Raw genomic sequence first — 19,529 nt, 5'->3', positions numbered from 1 at the left:
GACTATTCAATTGGATCAATATCAATAAACCAGCGAACTGATGAGCTCACCTTGATTGTCTCAATATGCTTATAAAAGGTTTTAATTAACCTATGAAGCTGAACTCTATCTTTAGATTGTAAATATAAATTGAAATAGTAATAATTTGACTTCTTCTCAATAACACCAGGTACAGGTCCCCAAATTTCGATTGATTCTATATCAATATTATTGATTAATTGAGCCACTTCAGTTAAAAATTTTTCAGCTTCATTTTTATTTTTAGAATTTGCGCAAATTAGTGCTTGATGAGCATATGGAGGGAGTTGTGCCTCCTCTCGCTCTAGTAACAAGGTTTTTGCGTACTCAATATATTGTGAATCTCTTACAAACTTAAAGATAGGATGATGGGGGTAGCGAGTTTGAATATTAACTTCTCCTCTATATTCTCCTCTTCCACACCTTCCTGAAACTTGAATAAGTAATTGTGCTAATTGCTCTGTCGCTCGATAGTCTAGCGACATGAGGCCAGCATCTACATCTAAAATACCAACAAATGCTAAATTAGAGAAGTCATGTCCTTTTGCTAACATTTGAGTGCCAACAATAATGCAAGGCTTCCCAGAGTTTATTTTTTCTAAATGCAACGTAAATGCTTTTTTCTTTCTTGTTGTGTCTCTATCAATTCTAATTACATCAGAATTGGGAAAATATGACTCAAGATTTTCTTCCAACCTTTCTGTTCCATAACCTAGTATTTTCAGGCTTTGACTATTGCAAGAGGGGCAAGAGGATTCTGGTGACTTTTCGAGACCACAATGATGACATTTAAGTCGATTAATATTGCGATGGTAGACAAGCTTTGAGTCACAATTGGTGCATTCAGATTGCCAGTCGCATTCAGTGCAATAGTAAACTGGCGCATAGCCCCGACGATTAATAAAGAGCATGACCTGTTTATCGTCTTCTAAGTATTTTTTTATTTTAGAAACTAGAGGTATTGATAGGGCTTCTGAAGGCTGGCTCCTCATATCAATTAAGTTAACAATTGGCATAATTGCTTCACCAGGGCGAGTGGTCAAAGTAAGTCGCGTCAGTTTTTTGTCAGCAACATTTTTTAAGGTCTCAAGCGAGGGTGTTGCAGTTCCTAAAATCAGAGGAATATTTTCAAATTTGGCGCGCATAAAGCTTAGATCTCGAGCAGAATAGCGGAAGCTCGATTGCTGTTTAAAGGAGCCATCATGCTCCTCATCCACGATAACTAATCCAAGTTTAGGGATTGGAGTAAAGATAGCAGAACGAGTGCCTAAGATAACTTTTGCTTCTCCATTTTTAGCCAATAGATAGGCGTCTTGTTTTTGGGTTTCATTAAGTTGTGAGTGAACAGCAACAACTCTTTCATTTATTCTTTCTTCAAAGCGCGCGATCATTTGAGGTGTTAATCCAATTTCAGGGACTAGAACAAGAACTTGCTTCCCATCCTTTATAAGTTTTTCAGTAAGATTGAGATAAACCTCAGTTTTTCCACTTCCTGTGACTCCTTGAAGTAGGAATCCATGGAAGGTATTTTCATATTTAAGAACTTCATTAACTGCATTTTGTTGTTCAGATGTTGGTTTGAAGGATCTCGGTGTGACTGCATTATTTATTTCAGTTGGTTTCTTAATAATTGCAGGCTTTCCAAGTCTCAGGTTTTTTGGAAGGGCATTAGCAAGAACTTCACCAACTGGATGATGGTAGTAGTTGGCTGACCAGAATAAAAAATCAAGAATTTCTTTGGATAATAATGCTTCAGTATCAATTACTTCTTCGATAGCCCGAAGTTTACCAAACTCACTTTTATCTTTTAGAGAAAGTACAATTCCTATAACTTTTTTTGGACCAAATGGAACTTTAACTCTGGCTCCTACGCTTACTTCTTGATTACAAACGTAATCAAATGTATTGTGTAAGGGCACTGGAATGGCAACTTCTATGATTTGACTCAAAGTAAAATGTTTTAGGGATAAAATAAGTATTTTAGCAATATAAATTAGCCATGGTAGTTATTCAAAACATCATTAACGATATAAATATAGATGAAGACAAGCTTGGGTTAGTTTGCCAAAAATTTATGAGTGAAGCAGGGATTAAAGAAAGTGAGTTGCTCATTCGCATAGTTTCACCTGTTGAGATTCAAGTTCTTAATAAAGAGTACCGAGCTAAAAACCAAGTAACTAATGTGCTATCTTTTCAAAGCGATATTCCTGAGGAAATTGGAGAGCCAATATTAGGTGATGTTGTTATTTGTGCTGATGTGGTAAGAGAAGAGGCGCTAGTTGGAGATAAAACGTTTTCAGATCATTTGACTCATATGGCGATACATGGAATTCTTCACTTGGTAGGGCATGACCATACAGATCTTGAATCTGCTAATAAAATGGAGTCTATTGAAATTGATTTTTTAAAGACTCTGGGGATTAGTAACCCTTACCATTAGGCAAAACTAAGAATTGATTAAAAGCCCTGCGAGTTTTTTGATGCCTTCTTCTTGCTGATTATTTTTTCTATAGATAACTCCAATATCTCGTTTTGCCTTGGTTGAATTCATGTCAATGGATATATTGGGATAATGCTTAAGTATACCAAAATCGATTGCCATTTTGGGTAGAAAACTCACGCCAATATCTGTATCGACCATAGCAACAAGTGTTGGAATACTGGTACAAGAAAAGCCAGAAATATGTTGATTTGAAATTTTATTATTTTGCAATATATGTGACCTCAAGCAGTGACCCTGTTCGAGCATTAGCAGTGACCCATTATCAATTACTTTAGATTTGCGTTTTTTATGTTGAATAAAATAAATTGGGTCAGAAAAGACTTGAAAGCTTTCAATAAAGTTGGGCAATTCATATGGAAAAGCAAATATGGCAAAGTCAATCTTAGCTTGCTCTAGTTGCATAAGTAAATTTTCACTTGTATCTTCCTTAAAAGAAACCTTAAGTTTTGGATAAAGCTTGCTTAAGTTAGATAAGAAATTTGGCAGAATATAGGGAGAAATCGTAGGTATTACTCCAATGGTAACTTCAGAATCAAAAAAATCTAACTTTGCAGTACTTAATAAGACATTAATCTCAGCCATCACTAATAGAGCTTGTTTTACAACTCGATTCCCAGTTGCTGTAAAGTGAACGTTTTTATTGTCTCTCTCAACAAGCAGAACTCCTAAGTCGCTTTCAAGTTTTGATATTCCTGCGCTGAATGTCGAAGCGCTAACAAAGCAATCATTTGCAGCTTTGGAAAAGTGATTAGTTTTTTTTAGTGCAACTAAATACTGTAAGTTTTTTAGTGAAGGTGTCATTTTTTTTATTCGTCTTTTACGGATATTATATACACATTTATTCAATTTATTTATATATAAAGTACTGGTATGATGATGGCTCGTTTAACCAATCGGAGGAAGTTATGTCATTAAGCGGAAGTAAAACAGAACAAAGTTTAAAGGATGCATTTGCTGGAGAGTCTCAGGCAAATAGACGCTACTTATATTTTGCAAACCAATGTGATGTTCTTGGTGAGCCAGATATGGCTGCGTTATTTAGATCAACTGCTGAAGGTGAAACTGGCCATGCTCATGGTCATATGGAGCATCTCATTGAAGGTGGTGTTGGTGATCCAGGGACAGATATGCCTGCTAAAGAAGTAAAAGAGATGCTTGAAAGCGCTGTTCATGGAGAAACTCATGAATACACTGATATGTATCCAGGTATGGCCAAAACAGCAAGAGATGAGGGTTTTGATGAAATTGCTGAATGGTTTGAAACTTTAGCTAAAGCTGAACGTTCTCATGCAAATCGTTACCAAAAAGCACTAGATAGCTTATAAAAACTTCGTTGCCATAGGCTTAGCTTATGGCAACAAATCCTAGGTATATATGTCTAAATTTAAAGAAGGTAATTTAGAGGCACCAACTCGCCACCCTCTAAATTGGAAAGATGAAGATTTTTATAATGAAGATTCTCTCAATACAGAATTAGAAAGAGTTTTTGATATCTGTCATGGTTGTAGACGTTGTGTGAGCCTTTGCAAGTCTTTTCCAACACTCTTTGACTTGATTGATGAGTCTCAAACATTTGAGGTTGATGGCGTTGATAAAGCAGACTATAAGAAAGTGGTTGACCAATGCTATTTATGTGATTTATGTTTCGTGGCAAAATGCCCTTATGTTCCGCCGCATGACTTCAATGTTGATTTCCCACATCTAATGCTTCGCGCAAAAGCAATTCAATTTAAAAAAGGCGAAACAAAACTATCTCATAAGATCTTAACATCACCACAAAAAGTAGGTTCTGTTGCATCTATGCCAGTGATCTCACCAATTGTTAATTGGTCTAATAGCAACAAAACAATGAGAAAGGTAACCGAAAAAGTTTTAGGTGTTCACGTTGATGCTGTTGTTCCAAAATACCATACCAAAAAACTTTCCAAAATTTTTGTAGAAGATAATTCTACAAGTAAATTCAAGGTAGCAATTTTTGGTACTTGTTATGGTGAATATAATGACCCTCAAACTGTTATTGATTTAGTCGATGTTCTTAGGCATAACGGTGTAGAAGTAAAACTCATTAAAAAAACTCAGTGTTGTGGTATGCCCAAGATGGAACTTGGCGATCTTGAAGCTGTGGTTAAGTATGCGAATGAAAATATAACACCACTTATAAAGTTAGTTAATGATGGTTATAAATTAATCGCGCCAATACCTTCATGTGTCTTAATGTTTAAAAATGAATTGCCAATGATAATTTCTGAAAATGAAGATATTATGGCAATATCTAAAGCATTTTATGACCCCTTCGAATATCTATCATTTTTAAAAGAAAGTAATCAGTTTGATGGTAATTTTAAGCCAATTGATAAAGAAGTACTTTATCAAATTGCTTGTCATCAAAGAGTGCAAAACATTGGCTCACATACTAAAAGAATTCTGGGCTTAATTCCAGATCTAGATGTAAATATTGCAGAAAGATGTTCTGGACATGACGGTACATATGGAGTCAGAAAAGATACGCATACTTACTCTGTGCAAATTGGAATGCCAGTTGCAAAAAAAATAACTGACACAACCGATTTGGTTGTTAGTGACTGCGTTATGGCTGGTAACCATGTTGCGCATATTGCTACGCAAGATATAGAATCCATTCATCCAATTAGCTTGGTGAAAATGGCTTATGATTTATAATAAAAATGAGGTTAATTAAATGCTAACAAGACAAGACTTATTCTCTCTTGAAGAATACGCAGAAAAACGTTCAGGTATTCGTTCAGATACTATTCAAATAAAAAAGCTCAGAGAGGTTAATCTTGGAGAGCATGTAAGGATGTTGTTTGAAAACAAGAAAACAGTCCAGTTTCAGATCCAAGAGATGCTTCGTATAGAGAAAATTTTTGAGGCTGATGGTATTCAAGAAGAGCTCGATGTATATAACTCACTGGTACCTGAAGGCTCAAACTTGAAGGCTACTATGATGATTGAATATACTAATGTTGAGGAGCGAGCAGTTGCATTATCTAAATTAATTGGCCTTGAAAGAAGCATCTATTTTCAAGTTGGAAATCATGACAAAGTGTTTGCTATTTGTAATGAAGACATGGATAGAGAGACAGAGGTTAAAACCTCAGCTGTTCACTTTATGCGTTTTGAATTTGATCCAGGTATGGTTAAAGAGTTTGGCTCAGGAGTGCCAGTCAAGGTTGGCGTTTCTCATACCCATTATGATTATGAAATTATTTTGAATTCGGAATCACAAGACGCCTTAAGTCAGGATTTTAACAATAATTAGTTTGGTTAATAGTATTTAAGCTTCAGTAATTTTACCGAGGGTTTCCATGGCTCGTAAAGAGCCATCTACATAATACATTCTTAATTTATCTCTTTCCCATGGAGGGATGTTTGATTCCTGCAGTACTTTTTTAAGAGATTGTGAATGACTTTTCCCTTTAACTTTTATCCGTTGACCTTCTAAACGAAAACGGATTTCAAAATTAGGAAGGTTTTTTAATGATTCGTAATAGGGACATAGTAAGTTTGAAGACTTAATATTCTCATCAAAAAAATACAACTCACCATTGTATCGCCTAACTTCATAGTGATGCCATTTTAAGATTACATTAGCATCATTTTTTGCACTCAATGAAGAGATAAGCTCATTTAGAACTTTATTAGAAGGCAATAGAAAGCCTAGATTGGCAATATAATAACGAAGCACGTTAACCATTCTTCGTTTTGGCAGTTGAATTAATGAGCTAACTTGAATTTTGTTATTGATCAGTAATTCAAAATTTTTAATATCAAGTTCAGCCAAGTCTTGCATCAGCCTCAATGCCTCTGCCTGATGCGAAGCGCTCCTTGAAACATTCTTAATAAGCCCATTAAATGCGCTTGATAGCTTTGGTAGAAATTCAATTCTTAATAGGTTTCTTTTAAAATTAGTATCTAGGTTGCTATCATCTTCTATCCATTCGAGATGATTTTTTGAAGCATAGTCTATGATTTTTTGTTTTGAAATACTCAGAAATGGACGATAAAGCTCTGACTCTTCAATACTTTTTATTTTTGGCATTGAGGCAAGGCCAGCAACTCCACTGCCTCTAAATAATTGTAGTAAGAAAGTTTCAGCCTGGTCTTCTTGGTGATGTGCAGTACAAAGAATCTCACCCAATCTTAATGCAGATGTTAATGAAAGATAGCGTTTTTTACGAGCATTTTCTTCGATATTAGAAGATTTTTCAAGATTTATACTTATATATTTAAACTCGATTTTGGCTGAATTACATATTCTTTCACAAAAAGTGCACCATTCATCGCTGTATTTAGAAAGGTTGTGGTTTATATGAATAGCTCGAACGTTACCAGGATAATGTTTATTTAAAAAGTGGAGAAGAACAACTGAGTCAATGCCACCACTTAAGGCAACGACAATTTTCTTGCCAGTTAAGTATTCGTCTTTATTCGCTAAATCTTCCAAAGCCTAGTAGTTTTTCATGTCTATTCTCAATAAGTTTATCAATAGGCAAGACAATTAGATTAGTTAGCTCTTTAATCAGGGCTTTTTTGAGAAATACAGAAGCCTTTTCAGGGTCTCTATGAATTCCGCCAAGAGGTTCAGGTATTACTTTTTCAATTAATTTATGTTTTTTTAAATGCTTACTTGTTAGTTTAAGTGACTCTGCAGCAATTGGTGCTTTAGAGGCGTCTTTATAGAGTATTGAGGCACAACCTTCTGGAGAGATAACAGAATAAATGCTGTATTCAAACATCATCATAGTGTCACAAAGGCCAATTGCAAGCGCACCGCCTGAGCCACCTTCACCGATCACCACAGATAAGATTGGTGTTTTTAAGGTAGACATTTCGAATAAGTTTCTAGCAATCGCTTCACTTTGTCCCCGCTCTTCAGCGCCAATTCCTGGATAGGCTCCAGGGGTGTCTATAAAAGTAATTACTGGAAGTGAGAACTTTTCAGCCATCTTCATTAGTCTAAGGGCTTTGCGATAACCTTCAGGCCTTGTCATGCCGAAGTTATGAAAAATCTTTTCTTTTGTTGAGCGGCCTTTTTGCTGCCCAATAAACATAAATGTGAGGTCATCAATTTTTGCAATTCCACCAATCAATGAGTGATCATTTGCATAGGCTCGATCCCCACAAAGCTCAGTAAACTCATCAAAGATTTTATCAATATAGTCTAAGGTATATAGCCTTTGAGGATGTCTTGCTAGCTGTGAAACCTGCCAATCAGTTAGTGATGAAAAAATTTTCTTTGTTAACAGTTCACTTTTTGCTTTAAGTGACTCCATTTCTTTAGCAATATCGGCATCATCTTTAATGCTCTCTAGGGCATCAATTTTTTCTTCAAGTTCAGCTATTGGTTGTTCAAAATCAAGATAGTTTAAGTTCATTTAATACGCTTAATGGTCGTTCAAAATTTAATGATAATTATAGCAGATGCAATGTTTATAATCTTGCAATGGATTTACTGACCCTACTTTCTTTAACGTTTGCTACATTTGTTTATGCAATTTCGCCAGGACCTGGCCTATTTGCAGTGCTGGCAATTTCTACAAGATATGGCCCTATTCCTGCTATGTGGCTTTCAATTGGACATACTGTTGGTGATATCATTTATGTCATACTTGCAATGCTAGCACTCAATGCCATAGCAGGCCTAATTAGTGATAGCATGCTGTACGTTAAAATTTTAGGAGCTTCATATTTGATATATATTGGCTACCAGCAGTATAGGTCAAGAGGGGTTAGCTTCGAACAAACAAGTAAAAAAAGTTCAATACTAAAGCTTTTATTAGCAGGATTTATTGTTGGGGTTACTAACCCTAAGACCATTATTTTTTATTTATCTTTTCTACCAATCTTTATTGATTTAAATAATTTGACAGTTGCAACTGAAATAAAAGTAGTTACAGTTATTGGTATTACAGTATTCTTCGTTCTCACTCTAGCAAACATCCTAGGGCTTCGATTAAGAAAACATATTGAAAATCCAGTGATTATCAAACGCGTGAATGAGGTTACCGGTATTACGATGATTTTGGTTGGCTGTTTTGTGGGCCTCTACTAATATGACTTGGGAAAATAATGTTTCAATCTGAAAAAAACATGACATTTATAATGATTCTTGTTCCAATTGTGTGGGCATTATCAGGTATCTCAACAAAGTATCTTTCCTTTTATATCGGCGAAGATGAACTAGTAGTTTATAGGTTATTTTTATCTGTTCTTGCAACTATCCCACTTCTGATATGGATGAAAATATCTATCAAAATTAGTTTGTTTAATCTAGTGTTATCACTCGTTATTGCCATCTTTATGATTAGTAACTATCGGTTTTATTTTATGGGGATGCAGAGGGGCGCTGCGGGCCTAGGGGCTGCATTAGTTACTGTTTTGATTCCAATATTTGTCTATATCTTTATGATATTTTCAAAGAAATCTAAGCCACTTATTAAGGACTGGGCCGCATTACTGGTGGGCACAATTGGTGTTCTTTTGATGATGAATTTTGATCAATCTAACTTGGCACTATTAATCAGTGGAGGTAATCTCTATTTTGTTTTGGCAGCTTTGGCTTATGCAGCTGTAACTATTATTGGCGCCTATATGAAAAATATGCATGTATTGGCTTTTAACTTTTATATAAGCCTATTTGGCTTTATGATCGATTGGGTTTATTCTTATGATACAAGTCTTCTCGTAACTTTAATGGATATGGACTATATTTTCTGGATCAATATTCTTTTTGTTTCAGTTGTAGCTGGTACTGCTATTACTGCAGTTTACTATACCGGAATAAGAGTTATAGGATCTAAAAAAACCTCGGTGTTTAGTTTACTTTCACCATTTTTTGCAATTGCTTTTGGGGCAATTTTTTTTCAAGAAGCACTAAACTTAAAAAATATTATAGGGATTATTTTGGCTGTATCTGCCTTATTTGTTTTAATTGATTTGAAGCTGAAAGCTTTCTTGCCCTCTAGGTAGGGGATTATGGAAATAAATATTTTTTTAGTCCTTGGTTTTACTCTTTTTGTTTTTGCAGTAACCCCTGGTCCGGGAACTCTGGCGCTTCTTTCTATTTCTACTTCGAGAGGGCTAGCCTCAGCAATATTTTTTTCAGTTGGAATGACGCTTGGTGATTTGTCATATTTAACCATTGTTATTTTTTCTTTAAATGCTCTAGCTGATTTGATTACACCTGTTACAAATGCGGTCCAATATTTTGGAGCCTGTTATTTATTTTATTTGGGCTATTCTCAATGGACAGCTGGAAAATTCAGTATGGATAATGAAGTTTCAGCCCAATCCCATTTGAAAGAATTACTGACTGGTTTCCTCTTGGCTGGAACTAATCCAAAGGTAATGATTTTCTATTTATCAGTCCTTCCTTCTCTGATTGATCTTAATCAAGTAAGTTTAGCTTATGGATTGAAAATCGTAGCCACTGTTGCCATTTCACTGTTGCTTGGTTTGGTATTTATTGGTGTTCTAGGAAAAAAATTAAGGCAACTAATAAGTAGTCAAATAATTGCCTTGAGGGTGAATAGGATTTTTGGAGGAATAATGATTGGTGTTGGTTTTAGCCTTTTTTATTTCTAACTATTTTTTATTGAGGACTTGCGCTAATATCACGAGTCAATAAATCCTTCATAATTGCAGTGCGCATTTCATCTGTAAAGTCAAACCAATCAAATATTTCATTCATATGACGATTGCAACCAATACAAAAATTATTTTCATTGTATTTACAAATACTCACGCATGGACTTTTAATCTGCCTTAGTTTATTTTGCTCACTCATACTCATTGCTTGGCTTGGTGTTTCAACAGTAATTTCAAAGGCATTTTAATCGAGTTGTGAATTTATGAACGAAGTTTTTCACTGCTATCATCATAGGCTGCCCTCATTGAGACATGACAACTACGACTGCCTAAAGAGGTTTCAACACTTAGCTTAACTCCCTCTTCACAAAGGTTTGGCTCTAAATAAGCAAAGGCCACACTATGGCCAACCCTGAAGCCATAAGCGCCACTAGTTATAATTCCACTGAGCTTATCTCCTTCAAAAACTGCTTCATTTCCAAAACACTCGGCTGGAATATCATCATCAAATATGAGGTATGCTAACTTGGTCTTAATTCCATCAATTTGTCTTTGACAGATATTTTTAGAGCCAATGAATTCACGACTCAAGTCAAGAAATCGATCCATGCCAGCTTCTAAGGCTGAAATTTCTTCAGTAAATTCAGCACCATAAGCCCTGTACATTTTTTCTAAGCGCATGCTATTAAAGGCCTGCCCGCCAAAATCTCTTAATCCAAAGGTCGATCCCATCTCAAATAAAGACTCATAGATTGATATAATTTGCCAGCTTGGCATATGAAGCTCCCATCCTAATTCACCAGCATAGGAAACTCTCATTGCAAAGACATTTGCAGAATCGATCTTAATTGTTTTACAGCTTAGCCAAGAAAATCCAGTGTTGCTGAGATCTTCTTGAGTGCATTGACCTAAAATATTTCTTGCTTCAGGGCCAGTCAAGAGAAGCCCACCCCATTCCTCAGTTAAATTTTCTATTGTGATATCAAAGTCATCTGAGTGCCACTCCAGCCATTGGTAGTCTTTAACTTCAGATCCTATAGCGCCCATTAGAAGAAACTCTTCATTACTGATACGGCTAATTGTTTGCTCTGCCCTTATTCCACCCTTCGGTGCATGAAAAAGAGTTAATCCAATTCTGCCATCTTTTGAAGGTAATGTATTGCAGGATAAATTATCTAGAAATTTAAAAGCATCCTTACCAGTAATTCTAAATTTTGCAGTTCCGCTAATATCAGTTATTCCGCAGGCATTTTGAACAGCACTACACTCTTGTAATACTGCATCATGAGCTTCACTATGGGCCCACGTTAAAGTTTCATTTCTGATTTCATCGGTTGTGAACCAAGAAGGCTTTTCATAGCCAGTATTAACAGTATGAATAGCTCCCTTTTGACTCAATAAAGTGTGCAAAGCGCTAACTCTTATAGGCCGTCCATGAGGACGATTTTCATTTGGAGAGGCAAATGAGTACATTCTTTCATACGATTCAATAGCACGCGTAGTGCAGTATGTTTTATCAGCCCATTTGTCAAAGCGACGACTATCAAGCGAAGCCATATTGAGTTCAGTCTGACCATGAACCATCCACTGAGCTAGATATTTACCAATACCGCCCTGTGCAATTCCAATACTTGCGCCACAAAGATTCCAAAAGTTTTTGAGTCCTTTCGCGGGTCCAACAAGAAGATTATCATCAGGTGTGTGAGTAATGAGGCCATTGATCACTGTACTAATTCCAACTTCTTTAAATAATGGAACAATATCCATGCATCTTTCTAACCAAGGCATTAATCTTTCAAGATCACCCTCAAAGAGTTCCCTATCAAATGACCAATCTACACCATCAAGTGCCCATGGTTTAGAACCTCTTGTTTCGTAAGGACCAATTAAAAAACCACTCCCCTCTTGCCTAATATAGGAAGCCGCAATAGAATCTCGAGTTACGGGCAATTCTTTAGAAAGCGCTGCAATATCAGGATGGTTATCAGTAATTAAATACTGATGCTGTAAGTTAACCAGCGGCACATAAGAGCCAACCATGGCGCCTACCTGCGGTGAGAAGCAACCACCAGCATTAACTACATGTTGAGCAATAATTTTTCCTAACTCAGTAACAACTTCATACTCACCACTTGGAAGGATATTGATATCAATCACTCGATTAAAGTTACTAACTTCAGCACCTGCTTTTTTCCCAAGTTGTGCTAATTGAGTGACTACCGTTGTAGGATCTACATGGCCATCATTGGGTGTATATAAAATACTTCTGGCTTTATCAAAGTTCATCATTGGATTGATGATAGAGGCCTCTTCTTTCGAAACAAAATGCATTTCACAGCCAATGTGATTTGCCTTACTCAAAATATTATTAAACCACTGCTCTTCAACCTTGTCATATCCAACCCTTAGTGAGCCAGTTTTATGAAATGAGGAGTCAAGACCAGTTTTTTCTGGCAAGATCTCATCGTAAAGTTTTATTGTGTATTCATGAATACTTGAAAGGGTATGGTTGCCATTAAAGTTTGGACATAGGCCTGCTGCATGCCATGTAGAACCGCTTGTGAGTTCACCCTTTTCAACAAGGACAACATCAGTCCAGCCTTCTTGAGTAAGATGGTACATGAGGTTAACCCCTAGTGATCCACCGCCAATTACTACTACTTGAGCATGTGATTTCATATTAATTATTTATTTTTAAGAGGTTTACGGCCAATATCTTTTCTGCTTAATTTAATATTAAATTTTTTGCGTATTTTTTGATCAACTTCATCGCTAATATGACTTGGAAAATGCTCCGATAGTATTTCTTTTTTTTGTTTGATTGCTTTTTCTAGTAGCACAGGTTTACCCATGTCAGCCCAATCATTTGGACTGTCCCTATCACTTAAATCAGGAAAGATATACTCACTTTGCATAACGCTAATTGTTAAATCTGATCCAAGATAGTGAGCTTTATCATTCAAACAAACATCTTTAATCGTTTCAAAACAAAGAGACTCTTCACTATCATCGCTGAACCCTTTTGTCATTCTCATTGACGCGCCCAATAAATCATTATCCATCAGCAAACTTTCAGGACATGTACCTAAAAGACTTGCATACATTCCAGCGGATTCATAAATTATATTAGCGCCAGCAATTGCTGTGACTGCATGAGTAGATGCTCTTTCTGACCCCGCTTGAAAATCTGGGAATTTAGAGTCTGTCATTCCTGCAGGCGTTCCAGTTGGTAGGTTTAAAAAGTTGCCCATCTGCGCACAAGCTGCTGAAATTAATCCTTGTTCTGGAGAGCCTCCACACATTGATCCAGTTCTTAAGTCAGACACAAAAGGCCAAGTTCCAAGAATTGCCGGTGCACCTGGTTTGATGGCATTCACATATACCAGTCCGCCAAGACATTCAGCCCAAGCCTGGGACACAACACCAGGAAGAAGAGGAGGCGCTGTTGCCCCAGCTTGACCTGCTGATAGAAGTAATATTGGCATGCCACCTTCAACGCCAACACGAACACATTCTAAAGACTCTTCTGCAAATTTCATTGGAGGCACTACATGGCAATTACTCATGCTTAAAAATGGCCTTTCACGCCATTTTTCTTCACTTCCAGCAATAATATGAAGCATTTCAAGCGCATCAGTTACGTGCTGAGCTTCTGTAAAGCTTGCGCCTAAATGCTTCTCAGTTCCCATTGCCACACAATAAACTGAGTTTTGATCCATCTCACGGGGACTAGCAATGTCTCTCAAAACACAAGTTCGTTGAAACATATGAATGTGTTCACACTGATCTGCAATTCTAGCCATATCGTATAGATCTTGACTTTCAGATTCTCGATACTCGTTGTTCTCAGGGTCGGCAATAAGAACTGCAGCGCCAGCAGTTGAGAAGTGAACTCTTGAGCCACTTAAATCTAAATCATGTTTTGGGGATTGCCCATGAAGAGTGAGATTTCGCTGTGAAAGGTTCATGGCTTTTTCAACTACTTTTTTTGGCATTCTTAATCTACCATCATCTCCAAGAATAGCGCCAAAAGCAACGCAAGTTTTAATACAGTGGGGAGTGGCATCACCAAATCCAATTTCTTCTAGAATTCGAAAAATATTAGCTTCAATATCAATAACTTGTTTGTCACTAAGGGGTTTATATCTTCCACCAATCTCACCCGGTAAAACAGGCTTTTTTTCTTCTGCTAGCGGGGCACTTCTTAGTGCAATTCTTGCTTCTCTTCCACCTGATTTTCTTCTTGTCATAATAGTGATTTGAGTTGAACTATAAATCACATTTTGATACTAAATCAAAGCACTGTCAATTGTTTTTTTATTGCAGGGTTAAAGCGCCTATACGAAGCTAAATTTACCGTTATTAATTATTCATCCTTACCGCTTTCAAAATGAAATTATGCGCCTTTTCTTATCTCAGAAGGTCGCCTTGAGGTAATAGTTTTAAGTTGAGTATAGAATTGAACGCCTTTCATGCCATGAAACATATGTTCTATTTTCTAAATATTAGAAAACATATATCTCTTCATGTATACTCCAAATATTGAAGTTCTAAAAATCCTTCAATATTGGGGTCAATCGTGACTTCAAAAAAACTTATAGAAAGGAGATACAAAATTATGTTGAAAATTAATAAATATGTCTCAAGTCTATTTCTTTCAGTTTTTGTTCTTTTCGGAACAACTGTGGGAAGTACGGCAGCGATGGCAGATGGTGAAAAGTTTGTACTAATTAGCCATGCACCAGATTCTGATTCATGGTGGAATACAATTAAAAATGCAATTGAAATTGCTGGTGAGCAAATGGGTGTCGATGTTGATTATCGTAACCCAACTACAGGAGATCTTGCTGATATGGCACGTATCGTTGAGCAGGCTGCTGCAAGCAACCCTGATGGTATTATTGTTACGATTGCTGATTATGACGTCCTAAAAGGACCAATTACTTCAGCTATAGCAAAAGGAATCCCAGTTGTAACAATTAACTCTGGTACTCGTGAGCAATCTGAAATGCTAGGAGCATTAGCGCACATTGGTCAGCCTGAGTATGATGCTGGTTTTGGTGCTGGTAAGAGAGCAAAAGCTGCTGGAGCAACAAAGTTTTTATGCGTTAATCACTTCTTCACAAACCCGGTATCAGTTGATCGTTGCCAGGGCTATGCAGATGCTCTTGGTGTAGATCTTGGAAATCAAATGATTGACTCTGGACAAGATCCAACAGAAATAAAAAATAAAGTTATGGCTCATCTTAGATCAAATCCTGATACAGATGCAATTCTTACTTTAGGTCCAACTTCTGCTCATCCAACGCTTTCAGCTTTAGATGATATGGGTCGTTCGGGCGATATTTATTTTGGTACTTTTGATCTTTCTGGTGAGATTGCAGCTGCTGTTAAAGCAGATGTTATTTCTTTCGCTATTGATCAACAGCCGTACTTACAAGGATATCTTCCAGTTGTAATGTTGACTAACTTGTCAAGATATGGCGTATGGCCTTCTGGTGCAATTAACTCTGGCCCTGGATTTATCACTAAGAGTAATATTAGCTTAGTTGAAAAATATGCAGGCGTTTACCGTTAATAGTTAATTTAGTTTATTAACGTGCTATCCACCATAATCTTAAATTGGTGGGTAGCATTTTTTTTATCTTTATCAGGTTTAAAGTTCAAATTTAACTATTTTGGATAAACCAATAGGATCAAATCATGTCTACAATTGAAAAAAAAATTTCATTAATTCGTTCCAAATTTAGTGTCGCATTACTTCGTCCTGACTTAGGTGCAATTGTTGGAGTTGTATTAGTTTTTCTATTCTTTTTTTTAGTAGCCCGAGATACGGGGATGTTTTCATTAGAAGGCTCTATGAATTGGGGAATCGTGTCTTCACAGTTTATCATTATTGCTGTTGGCGCTTGCCTTCTCATGATCGCTGGAGAATTTGATCTATCAGTAGGGTCAATGATTGGTTTTGCCGGAATTGTCATAGCAGTGACCTCAGTAGTTTGGGGTTGGCCAGTATGGCTTAGTATCCTTATAGCATTCGTTGTTTCGATGTCTATAGGTGCATTAATTGGCTACATTACAGTCAAAACAAATTTACCTTCTTTTATTGTGAGTCTTGCATTTTTATATATCCTGCGAGGCATGACAATCTTTATTGCAATCATAAGTACGAAAAAAACCATTATTGGTGGAGTTACAGAGGTCGCTGAAAATGACTGGTTAGCACCAATTTTTGGTGGCAAGATATTTACAGGCGTATTTGACTGGCTTGCTGAGCAAGGCATAATTCAAACGTTTGTCGCTGGCACAAAGGCTGGTCAGCCAGTTGTATCGGGTATCCCAATGATGATGGTTTGGGCTATAGGACTCGTTATTTTTGCACATTTTTTATTAACAAAAACTCGGTTTGGTAACTGGATCTATGCCTCAGGCGGTGATGCACAAGCTGCTCGTCATATAGGTGTCCCAGTAAACAGAGTTAAAATATTGATGTTTGTCTTTACAGCTTTTTGTGCGACTGTATTTGCAACCACCCAGGTTATTGAGTTTGGTTCAGCTTCAGCGGATAGAGGAATTCTAAAAGAGTTTGAGGCGATTATTTCAGTTGTTATAGGCGGCGCTTTATTAACGGGTGGCTACGGTTCAGTTATTGGAGCTGCACTAGGAGCAGTCATATTTGGAGTAGTTCAACAAGGCTTATTTTTTATTGGAGTAGAGAGTTCTTTGTTTAGAGTGTTCTTAGGTGTTCTTCTATTGTTAGCGGTGATTCTTAATACTCACGTTCGTAAATTAATTACTGGGGCAAAATGATGAGTGATTTACCGTTAATGGAACTTAAAGATATCCATAAGAGCTTCGGAAATGTAGATGCTCTAAAAGGGGTTTCAATCTCTATTAATGCTGGAGAATGTCATTGTTTATTGGGTGATAACGGAGCAGGAAAATCTACATTTATTAAAATCATGTCTGGCGTTCATCAGCCAACAAGTGGCCAGATCAATATTAACGGAAAAGAGACTGAAATTAATAACCCTCGAGATGCAATTGATGCTGGCATTGCAACGGTTTATCAAGACTTGGCTTTAATTCCATTAATGTCGGTTTCTCGAAATTTTTGGCTTGGTAGAGAATTGACAAAAAAAGTGGGCCCAATCACTGTCATGGATTTTGAGAAATGCAACTCAATTTTGATGACTGAAATGGACAAAATGGGAATTCAATTGCGTGACCCTACTCAATCAATTGGGACTCTGTCTGGGGGCGAAAGGCAAACTGTTGCTATTGCCCGTGCTGTATTTTTTGGCGCCAAAATATTGATACTTGATGAGCCAACTTCAGCCCTAGGAGTTTATCAAACCTCAAATGTGCTAAAAACTATTGAAAGGGTTCGAGAAAAAGGTGTTGCGGTAGTATTTATTTCTCATAATGTTTCCCACGCTTTGGCAGTGGGGGATAAGTTTACGGTTTTATCTCGAGGTGAGACTCTAGGTACTGCTAAAGCAGGTGAAATTGATTTCCAAGAATTACAAGCCATGATGTCTGGTAATAAAGAATTATCAGTATTAAAAAAATAGAGGTTAATTATGAAAATATGTCTAATTGGTGCCGGTCGTATAGGAGCAGTTCATGCTATCGCGATAGCCAGTGATGAAAACGCTAATCTCCACTCTGTTGTAGATTTTCATCAAGAGTCTGCCGAAAAGCTTGCGAATAAATACAATGCTATCACTCTTTCAATGGATGAGGCATTCGAAAATAATGAAATAGATGCTTTTATTATTGCTAGCAGTACTTCTACCCATGCAGACCTTATAGAAAAATGCGCGAAAGTTGGTAAGCCTGTTTTTTGTGAAAAACCTATAGATCTAAGTCTTGATAGAGCATTGGCGTGCGCTAAAGCTGTTGAAGAAAGTGGTATTGTATGTATGTTAGGATTTAATAGACGTTTTGATCCTCATATGGTTAGTTTAAAAAATAAAGTTGATGCAAATGTAATTGGTTTAATTCAGTCTTTAATAATAACTTCTCATGATCCTGAGCCACCTTCAATGGACTATATCGAAGGGTCCGGTGGTTTATTTCACGATATGATGATCCATGATTTTGATATGGCGTGTTGGATTCTTAATGACACTCCAAGAAGTATCTATGTTTCTGCTAATGCTGCAAATGATGATATTGCTAAGCAGGGAGATGTTGATACAGCAAGTGTAATAATGAATATGAATAAGGGGGCAATAGTTACTATTATTAATGGTCGACAAGCCTCCTTTGGTTATGATCAGAGAATTGAAGCTTTTGGAGAGACAGGCATGCTTCAAGTAAAAAATGTCCTTGAAGATAGTGTTATTTTAAGTAACTCATCTGGAATTAAGCAGACCAAAAACCAACACTTTTTTTTAGAAAGATATGGAAAAGCCTTCCACAATGAACTAGTGCATTTTATGGAATCATTTCAGTCTGGTACTCAGCCTAGTGTTAATATTTCTGATGGGGTTCTTGCGTTAAAAATTGCTGAAGCTGCTAAAGAGTCACTCCAAAGTGGCAACTCAATTAATTTATAGATTTTTAATAGAATGCCTCCACAAGATATTAATGATTTAAATAGCTTGCTTCAAGAAAGCTATCCAAGATTAAGCAAAAAAATGAAGTTGATTGCTTTCTATGTAATTGATCAGCCACAAAACCTTGCAATAAATACCTTGGCGGTTATTGCTTCAGAAATTGGAGTGTACCCTTCAACCTTAGTCCGCTTTGCAAAGCATTTTGGTTTTAGTGGTTTTGCTGAACTACAAGATCTGTTTAAGGTCAAAATTTCACAATCTCCTATTAACTATCGACAACGCATCACGGACGTGAAAAAAGTTACTGAAACAAATGTGTCTACAAATAGTTCAAATATCTTTAAAGAAATTACGAGTCGCAATATTGTTGCTACAGAATTACTTTCTGAGCAAATAGATGTTCAGTTAATAGAAGAAACAGTGAAGGCATTGTGTGATGCTAGAGAAGTAATTTTGTGCGGTACAAATCGAGCCCAACCTGTAGCAAATTACTTTTATTACATGTTAAACAATCTCGGTATACGATGTCGTATTGCTAATGATGTAAATGAAGTGGAGAACCTTTCAAATTGGCTTGATGACAAAACAGTATTCATTGCAATTACTTATAATCCTTACAATACGATGACAACAGAAGCGGTTAAAGAGGCAAAAAATTCAAAAGCTAAGGTAATTTTGCTGACCGATACAGAACTCAATCCTATTGCTCATTTAGCAGATTTTTTATTTAGCATTCACGAGGCAGAAATTCATACTTTTAGGTCTTTAGGGGCCACAATGTGTCTCGTTCAGGCTATATGTATATCAATTGGCTATCATCAACAAGGAAATTAAAT

The 19,529-nt window shown here is 36.6% G+C and carries 19 protein-coding genes; 12 read left to right on the top strand and 7 right to left on the bottom strand.

The window, feature by feature from the left end:
- Positions 1–2: 2 nt before the first annotated feature.
- The gene (gene priA, locus ABXT44_RS08085; protein WP_416686789.1) at positions 3–1,967 is read right to left on the bottom strand and encodes a replication restart helicase PriA; all 1,965 of its coding nucleotides are present in this window, start codon (positions 1,965–1,967) and stop codon (positions 3–5) included.
- 50 nt (positions 1,968–2,017) lie between these two features.
- On the opposite strand from priA, the gene ybeY reads away from it, so the two are divergent.
- Positions 2,018–2,458, top strand: coding sequence for an rRNA maturation RNase YbeY (gene ybeY / locus ABXT44_RS08080; protein ID WP_416651774.1), 441 nt, complete (start codon positions 2,018–2,020; stop codon positions 2,456–2,458).
- Between the two features lie 6 nt (positions 2,459–2,464).
- On the opposite strand, the gene ABXT44_RS08075 is transcribed toward ybeY, so the two are convergent.
- The gene (locus ABXT44_RS08075) at positions 2,465–3,322 is read right to left on the bottom strand and encodes a LysR substrate-binding domain-containing protein (RefSeq protein WP_416686788.1); all 858 of its coding nucleotides are present in this window, start codon (positions 3,320–3,322) and stop codon (positions 2,465–2,467) included.
- Between the two features lie 104 nt (positions 3,323–3,426).
- On the opposite strand from ABXT44_RS08075, the gene ABXT44_RS08070 reads away from it, so the two are divergent.
- The 3 genes from ABXT44_RS08070 to ABXT44_RS08060 are packed head-to-tail and all read left to right on the top strand — an operon-like array spanning position 3,427 to position 5,801.
- Positions 3,427–3,846: a rubrerythrin family protein gene (locus ABXT44_RS08070; protein ID WP_416651770.1), complete on the top strand. Its 420-nt coding sequence runs from the start codon at positions 3,427–3,429 to the stop codon at positions 3,844–3,846.
- Between the two features lie 49 nt (positions 3,847–3,895).
- The gene (locus tag ABXT44_RS08065) at positions 3,896–5,200 is read left to right on the top strand and encodes a heterodisulfide reductase-related iron-sulfur binding cluster (RefSeq protein ID WP_416686786.1); all 1,305 of its coding nucleotides are present in this window, start codon (positions 3,896–3,898) and stop codon (positions 5,198–5,200) included.
- A gap of 19 nt (positions 5,201–5,219) precedes the next feature.
- Complete coding sequence (locus ABXT44_RS08060) at positions 5,220–5,801, top strand: DUF3501 family protein (protein ID WP_416686784.1); 582 nt, start codon at positions 5,220–5,222, stop codon at positions 5,799–5,801.
- A 15-nt stretch (positions 5,802–5,816) separates the two neighbouring features.
- On the opposite strand, the gene tilS is transcribed toward ABXT44_RS08060, so the two are convergent.
- Entirely contained in the window at positions 5,817–6,986 is a 1,170-nt protein-coding gene (tilS, locus tag ABXT44_RS08055; RefSeq protein WP_416686782.1) for a tRNA lysidine(34) synthetase TilS, read from the bottom strand.
- Complete coding sequence (locus ABXT44_RS08050; protein WP_416686780.1) at positions 6,967–7,917, bottom strand: acetyl-CoA carboxylase carboxyltransferase subunit alpha; 951 nt, start codon at positions 7,915–7,917, stop codon at positions 6,967–6,969. The genes tilS and ABXT44_RS08050 overlap by 20 nt, the downstream gene beginning before the upstream one ends.
- Before the next feature lie 68 nt (positions 7,918–7,985).
- Here ABXT44_RS08050 and ABXT44_RS08045 point away from each other — a divergent pair, with 68 nt between their 5' ends.
- Genes ABXT44_RS08045 through ABXT44_RS08035 form a run of 3 tightly spaced genes read left to right on the top strand, consistent with a single transcriptional unit; the run spans position 7,986 to position 10,126 of the window.
- Positions 7,986–8,594, top strand: coding sequence for a LysE family translocator (locus ABXT44_RS08045; protein WP_416686779.1), 609 nt, complete (start codon positions 7,986–7,988; stop codon positions 8,592–8,594).
- 17 nt (positions 8,595–8,611) lie between these two features.
- Complete coding sequence (locus ABXT44_RS08040) at positions 8,612–9,511, top strand: DMT family transporter (protein WP_416686777.1); 900 nt, start codon at positions 8,612–8,614, stop codon at positions 9,509–9,511.
- A 6-nt stretch (positions 9,512–9,517) separates the two neighbouring features.
- Positions 9,518–10,126: a LysE family translocator gene (locus tag ABXT44_RS08035; protein WP_416686775.1), complete on the top strand. Its 609-nt coding sequence runs from the start codon at positions 9,518–9,520 to the stop codon at positions 10,124–10,126.
- A 7-nt stretch (positions 10,127–10,133) separates the two neighbouring features.
- Here the strand turns inward: ABXT44_RS08035 and ABXT44_RS08030 are convergent, their stop codons facing one another.
- The 3 genes from ABXT44_RS08030 to ABXT44_RS08020 form a co-directional block, all read right to left on the bottom strand.
- Complete coding sequence (locus ABXT44_RS08030; protein WP_416686773.1) at positions 10,134–10,328, bottom strand: DUF1289 domain-containing protein; 195 nt, start codon at positions 10,326–10,328, stop codon at positions 10,134–10,136.
- A 62-nt stretch (positions 10,329–10,390) separates the two neighbouring features.
- Positions 10,391–12,808: an FAD-dependent oxidoreductase gene (locus ABXT44_RS08025; protein ID WP_416686772.1), complete on the bottom strand. Its 2,418-nt coding sequence runs from the start codon at positions 12,806–12,808 to the stop codon at positions 10,391–10,393.
- A 5-nt stretch (positions 12,809–12,813) separates the two neighbouring features.
- A complete protein-coding gene (locus ABXT44_RS08020) occupies positions 12,814–14,379 on the bottom strand; it encodes a trimethylamine methyltransferase family protein (RefSeq protein ID WP_416686770.1) in 1,566 nt (521 codons plus the stop codon).
- A gap of 368 nt (positions 14,380–14,747) precedes the next feature.
- Here ABXT44_RS08020 and ABXT44_RS08015 point away from each other — a divergent pair, with 368 nt between their 5' ends.
- From ABXT44_RS08015 to ABXT44_RS07995, 5 genes are all read left to right on the top strand, one after another.
- Positions 14,748–15,707, top strand: a complete 960-nt coding sequence (locus ABXT44_RS08015) for a sugar ABC transporter substrate-binding protein (RefSeq protein ID WP_416677827.1) — start codon at positions 14,748–14,750, stop codon at positions 15,705–15,707.
- A 125-nt stretch (positions 15,708–15,832) separates the two neighbouring features.
- Positions 15,833–16,939 (top strand): ABC transporter permease, encoded by a 1,107-nt coding sequence (locus ABXT44_RS08010; RefSeq protein WP_416686768.1) that lies wholly within the window; start codon positions 15,833–15,835, stop codon positions 16,937–16,939.
- The gene (locus tag ABXT44_RS08005) at positions 16,939–17,703 is read left to right on the top strand and encodes an ATP-binding cassette domain-containing protein (RefSeq protein ID WP_416688468.1); all 765 of its coding nucleotides are present in this window, start codon (positions 16,939–16,941) and stop codon (positions 17,701–17,703) included. Before ABXT44_RS08010 ends, ABXT44_RS08005 begins: the two co-directional genes overlap by 1 nt.
- A gap of 9 nt (positions 17,704–17,712) precedes the next feature.
- A complete protein-coding gene (iolG, locus tag ABXT44_RS08000) occupies positions 17,713–18,693 on the top strand; it encodes an inositol 2-dehydrogenase (RefSeq protein WP_416686767.1) in 981 nt (326 codons plus the stop codon).
- 12 nt (positions 18,694–18,705) lie between these two features.
- Positions 18,706–19,527, top strand: coding sequence for a MurR/RpiR family transcriptional regulator (locus ABXT44_RS07995; protein WP_416686765.1), 822 nt, complete (start codon positions 18,706–18,708; stop codon positions 19,525–19,527).
- Positions 19,528–19,529: the final 2 nt, after the last annotated feature.

The organism is Candidatus Pseudothioglobus sp. Uisw_041 (assembly GCF_048087625.1).
Classification (GTDB): Bacteria; Pseudomonadota; Gammaproteobacteria; order PS1; family Pseudothioglobaceae; genus Pseudothioglobus.
This window is presented reverse-complemented; position numbering and strand designations above follow the sequence as displayed.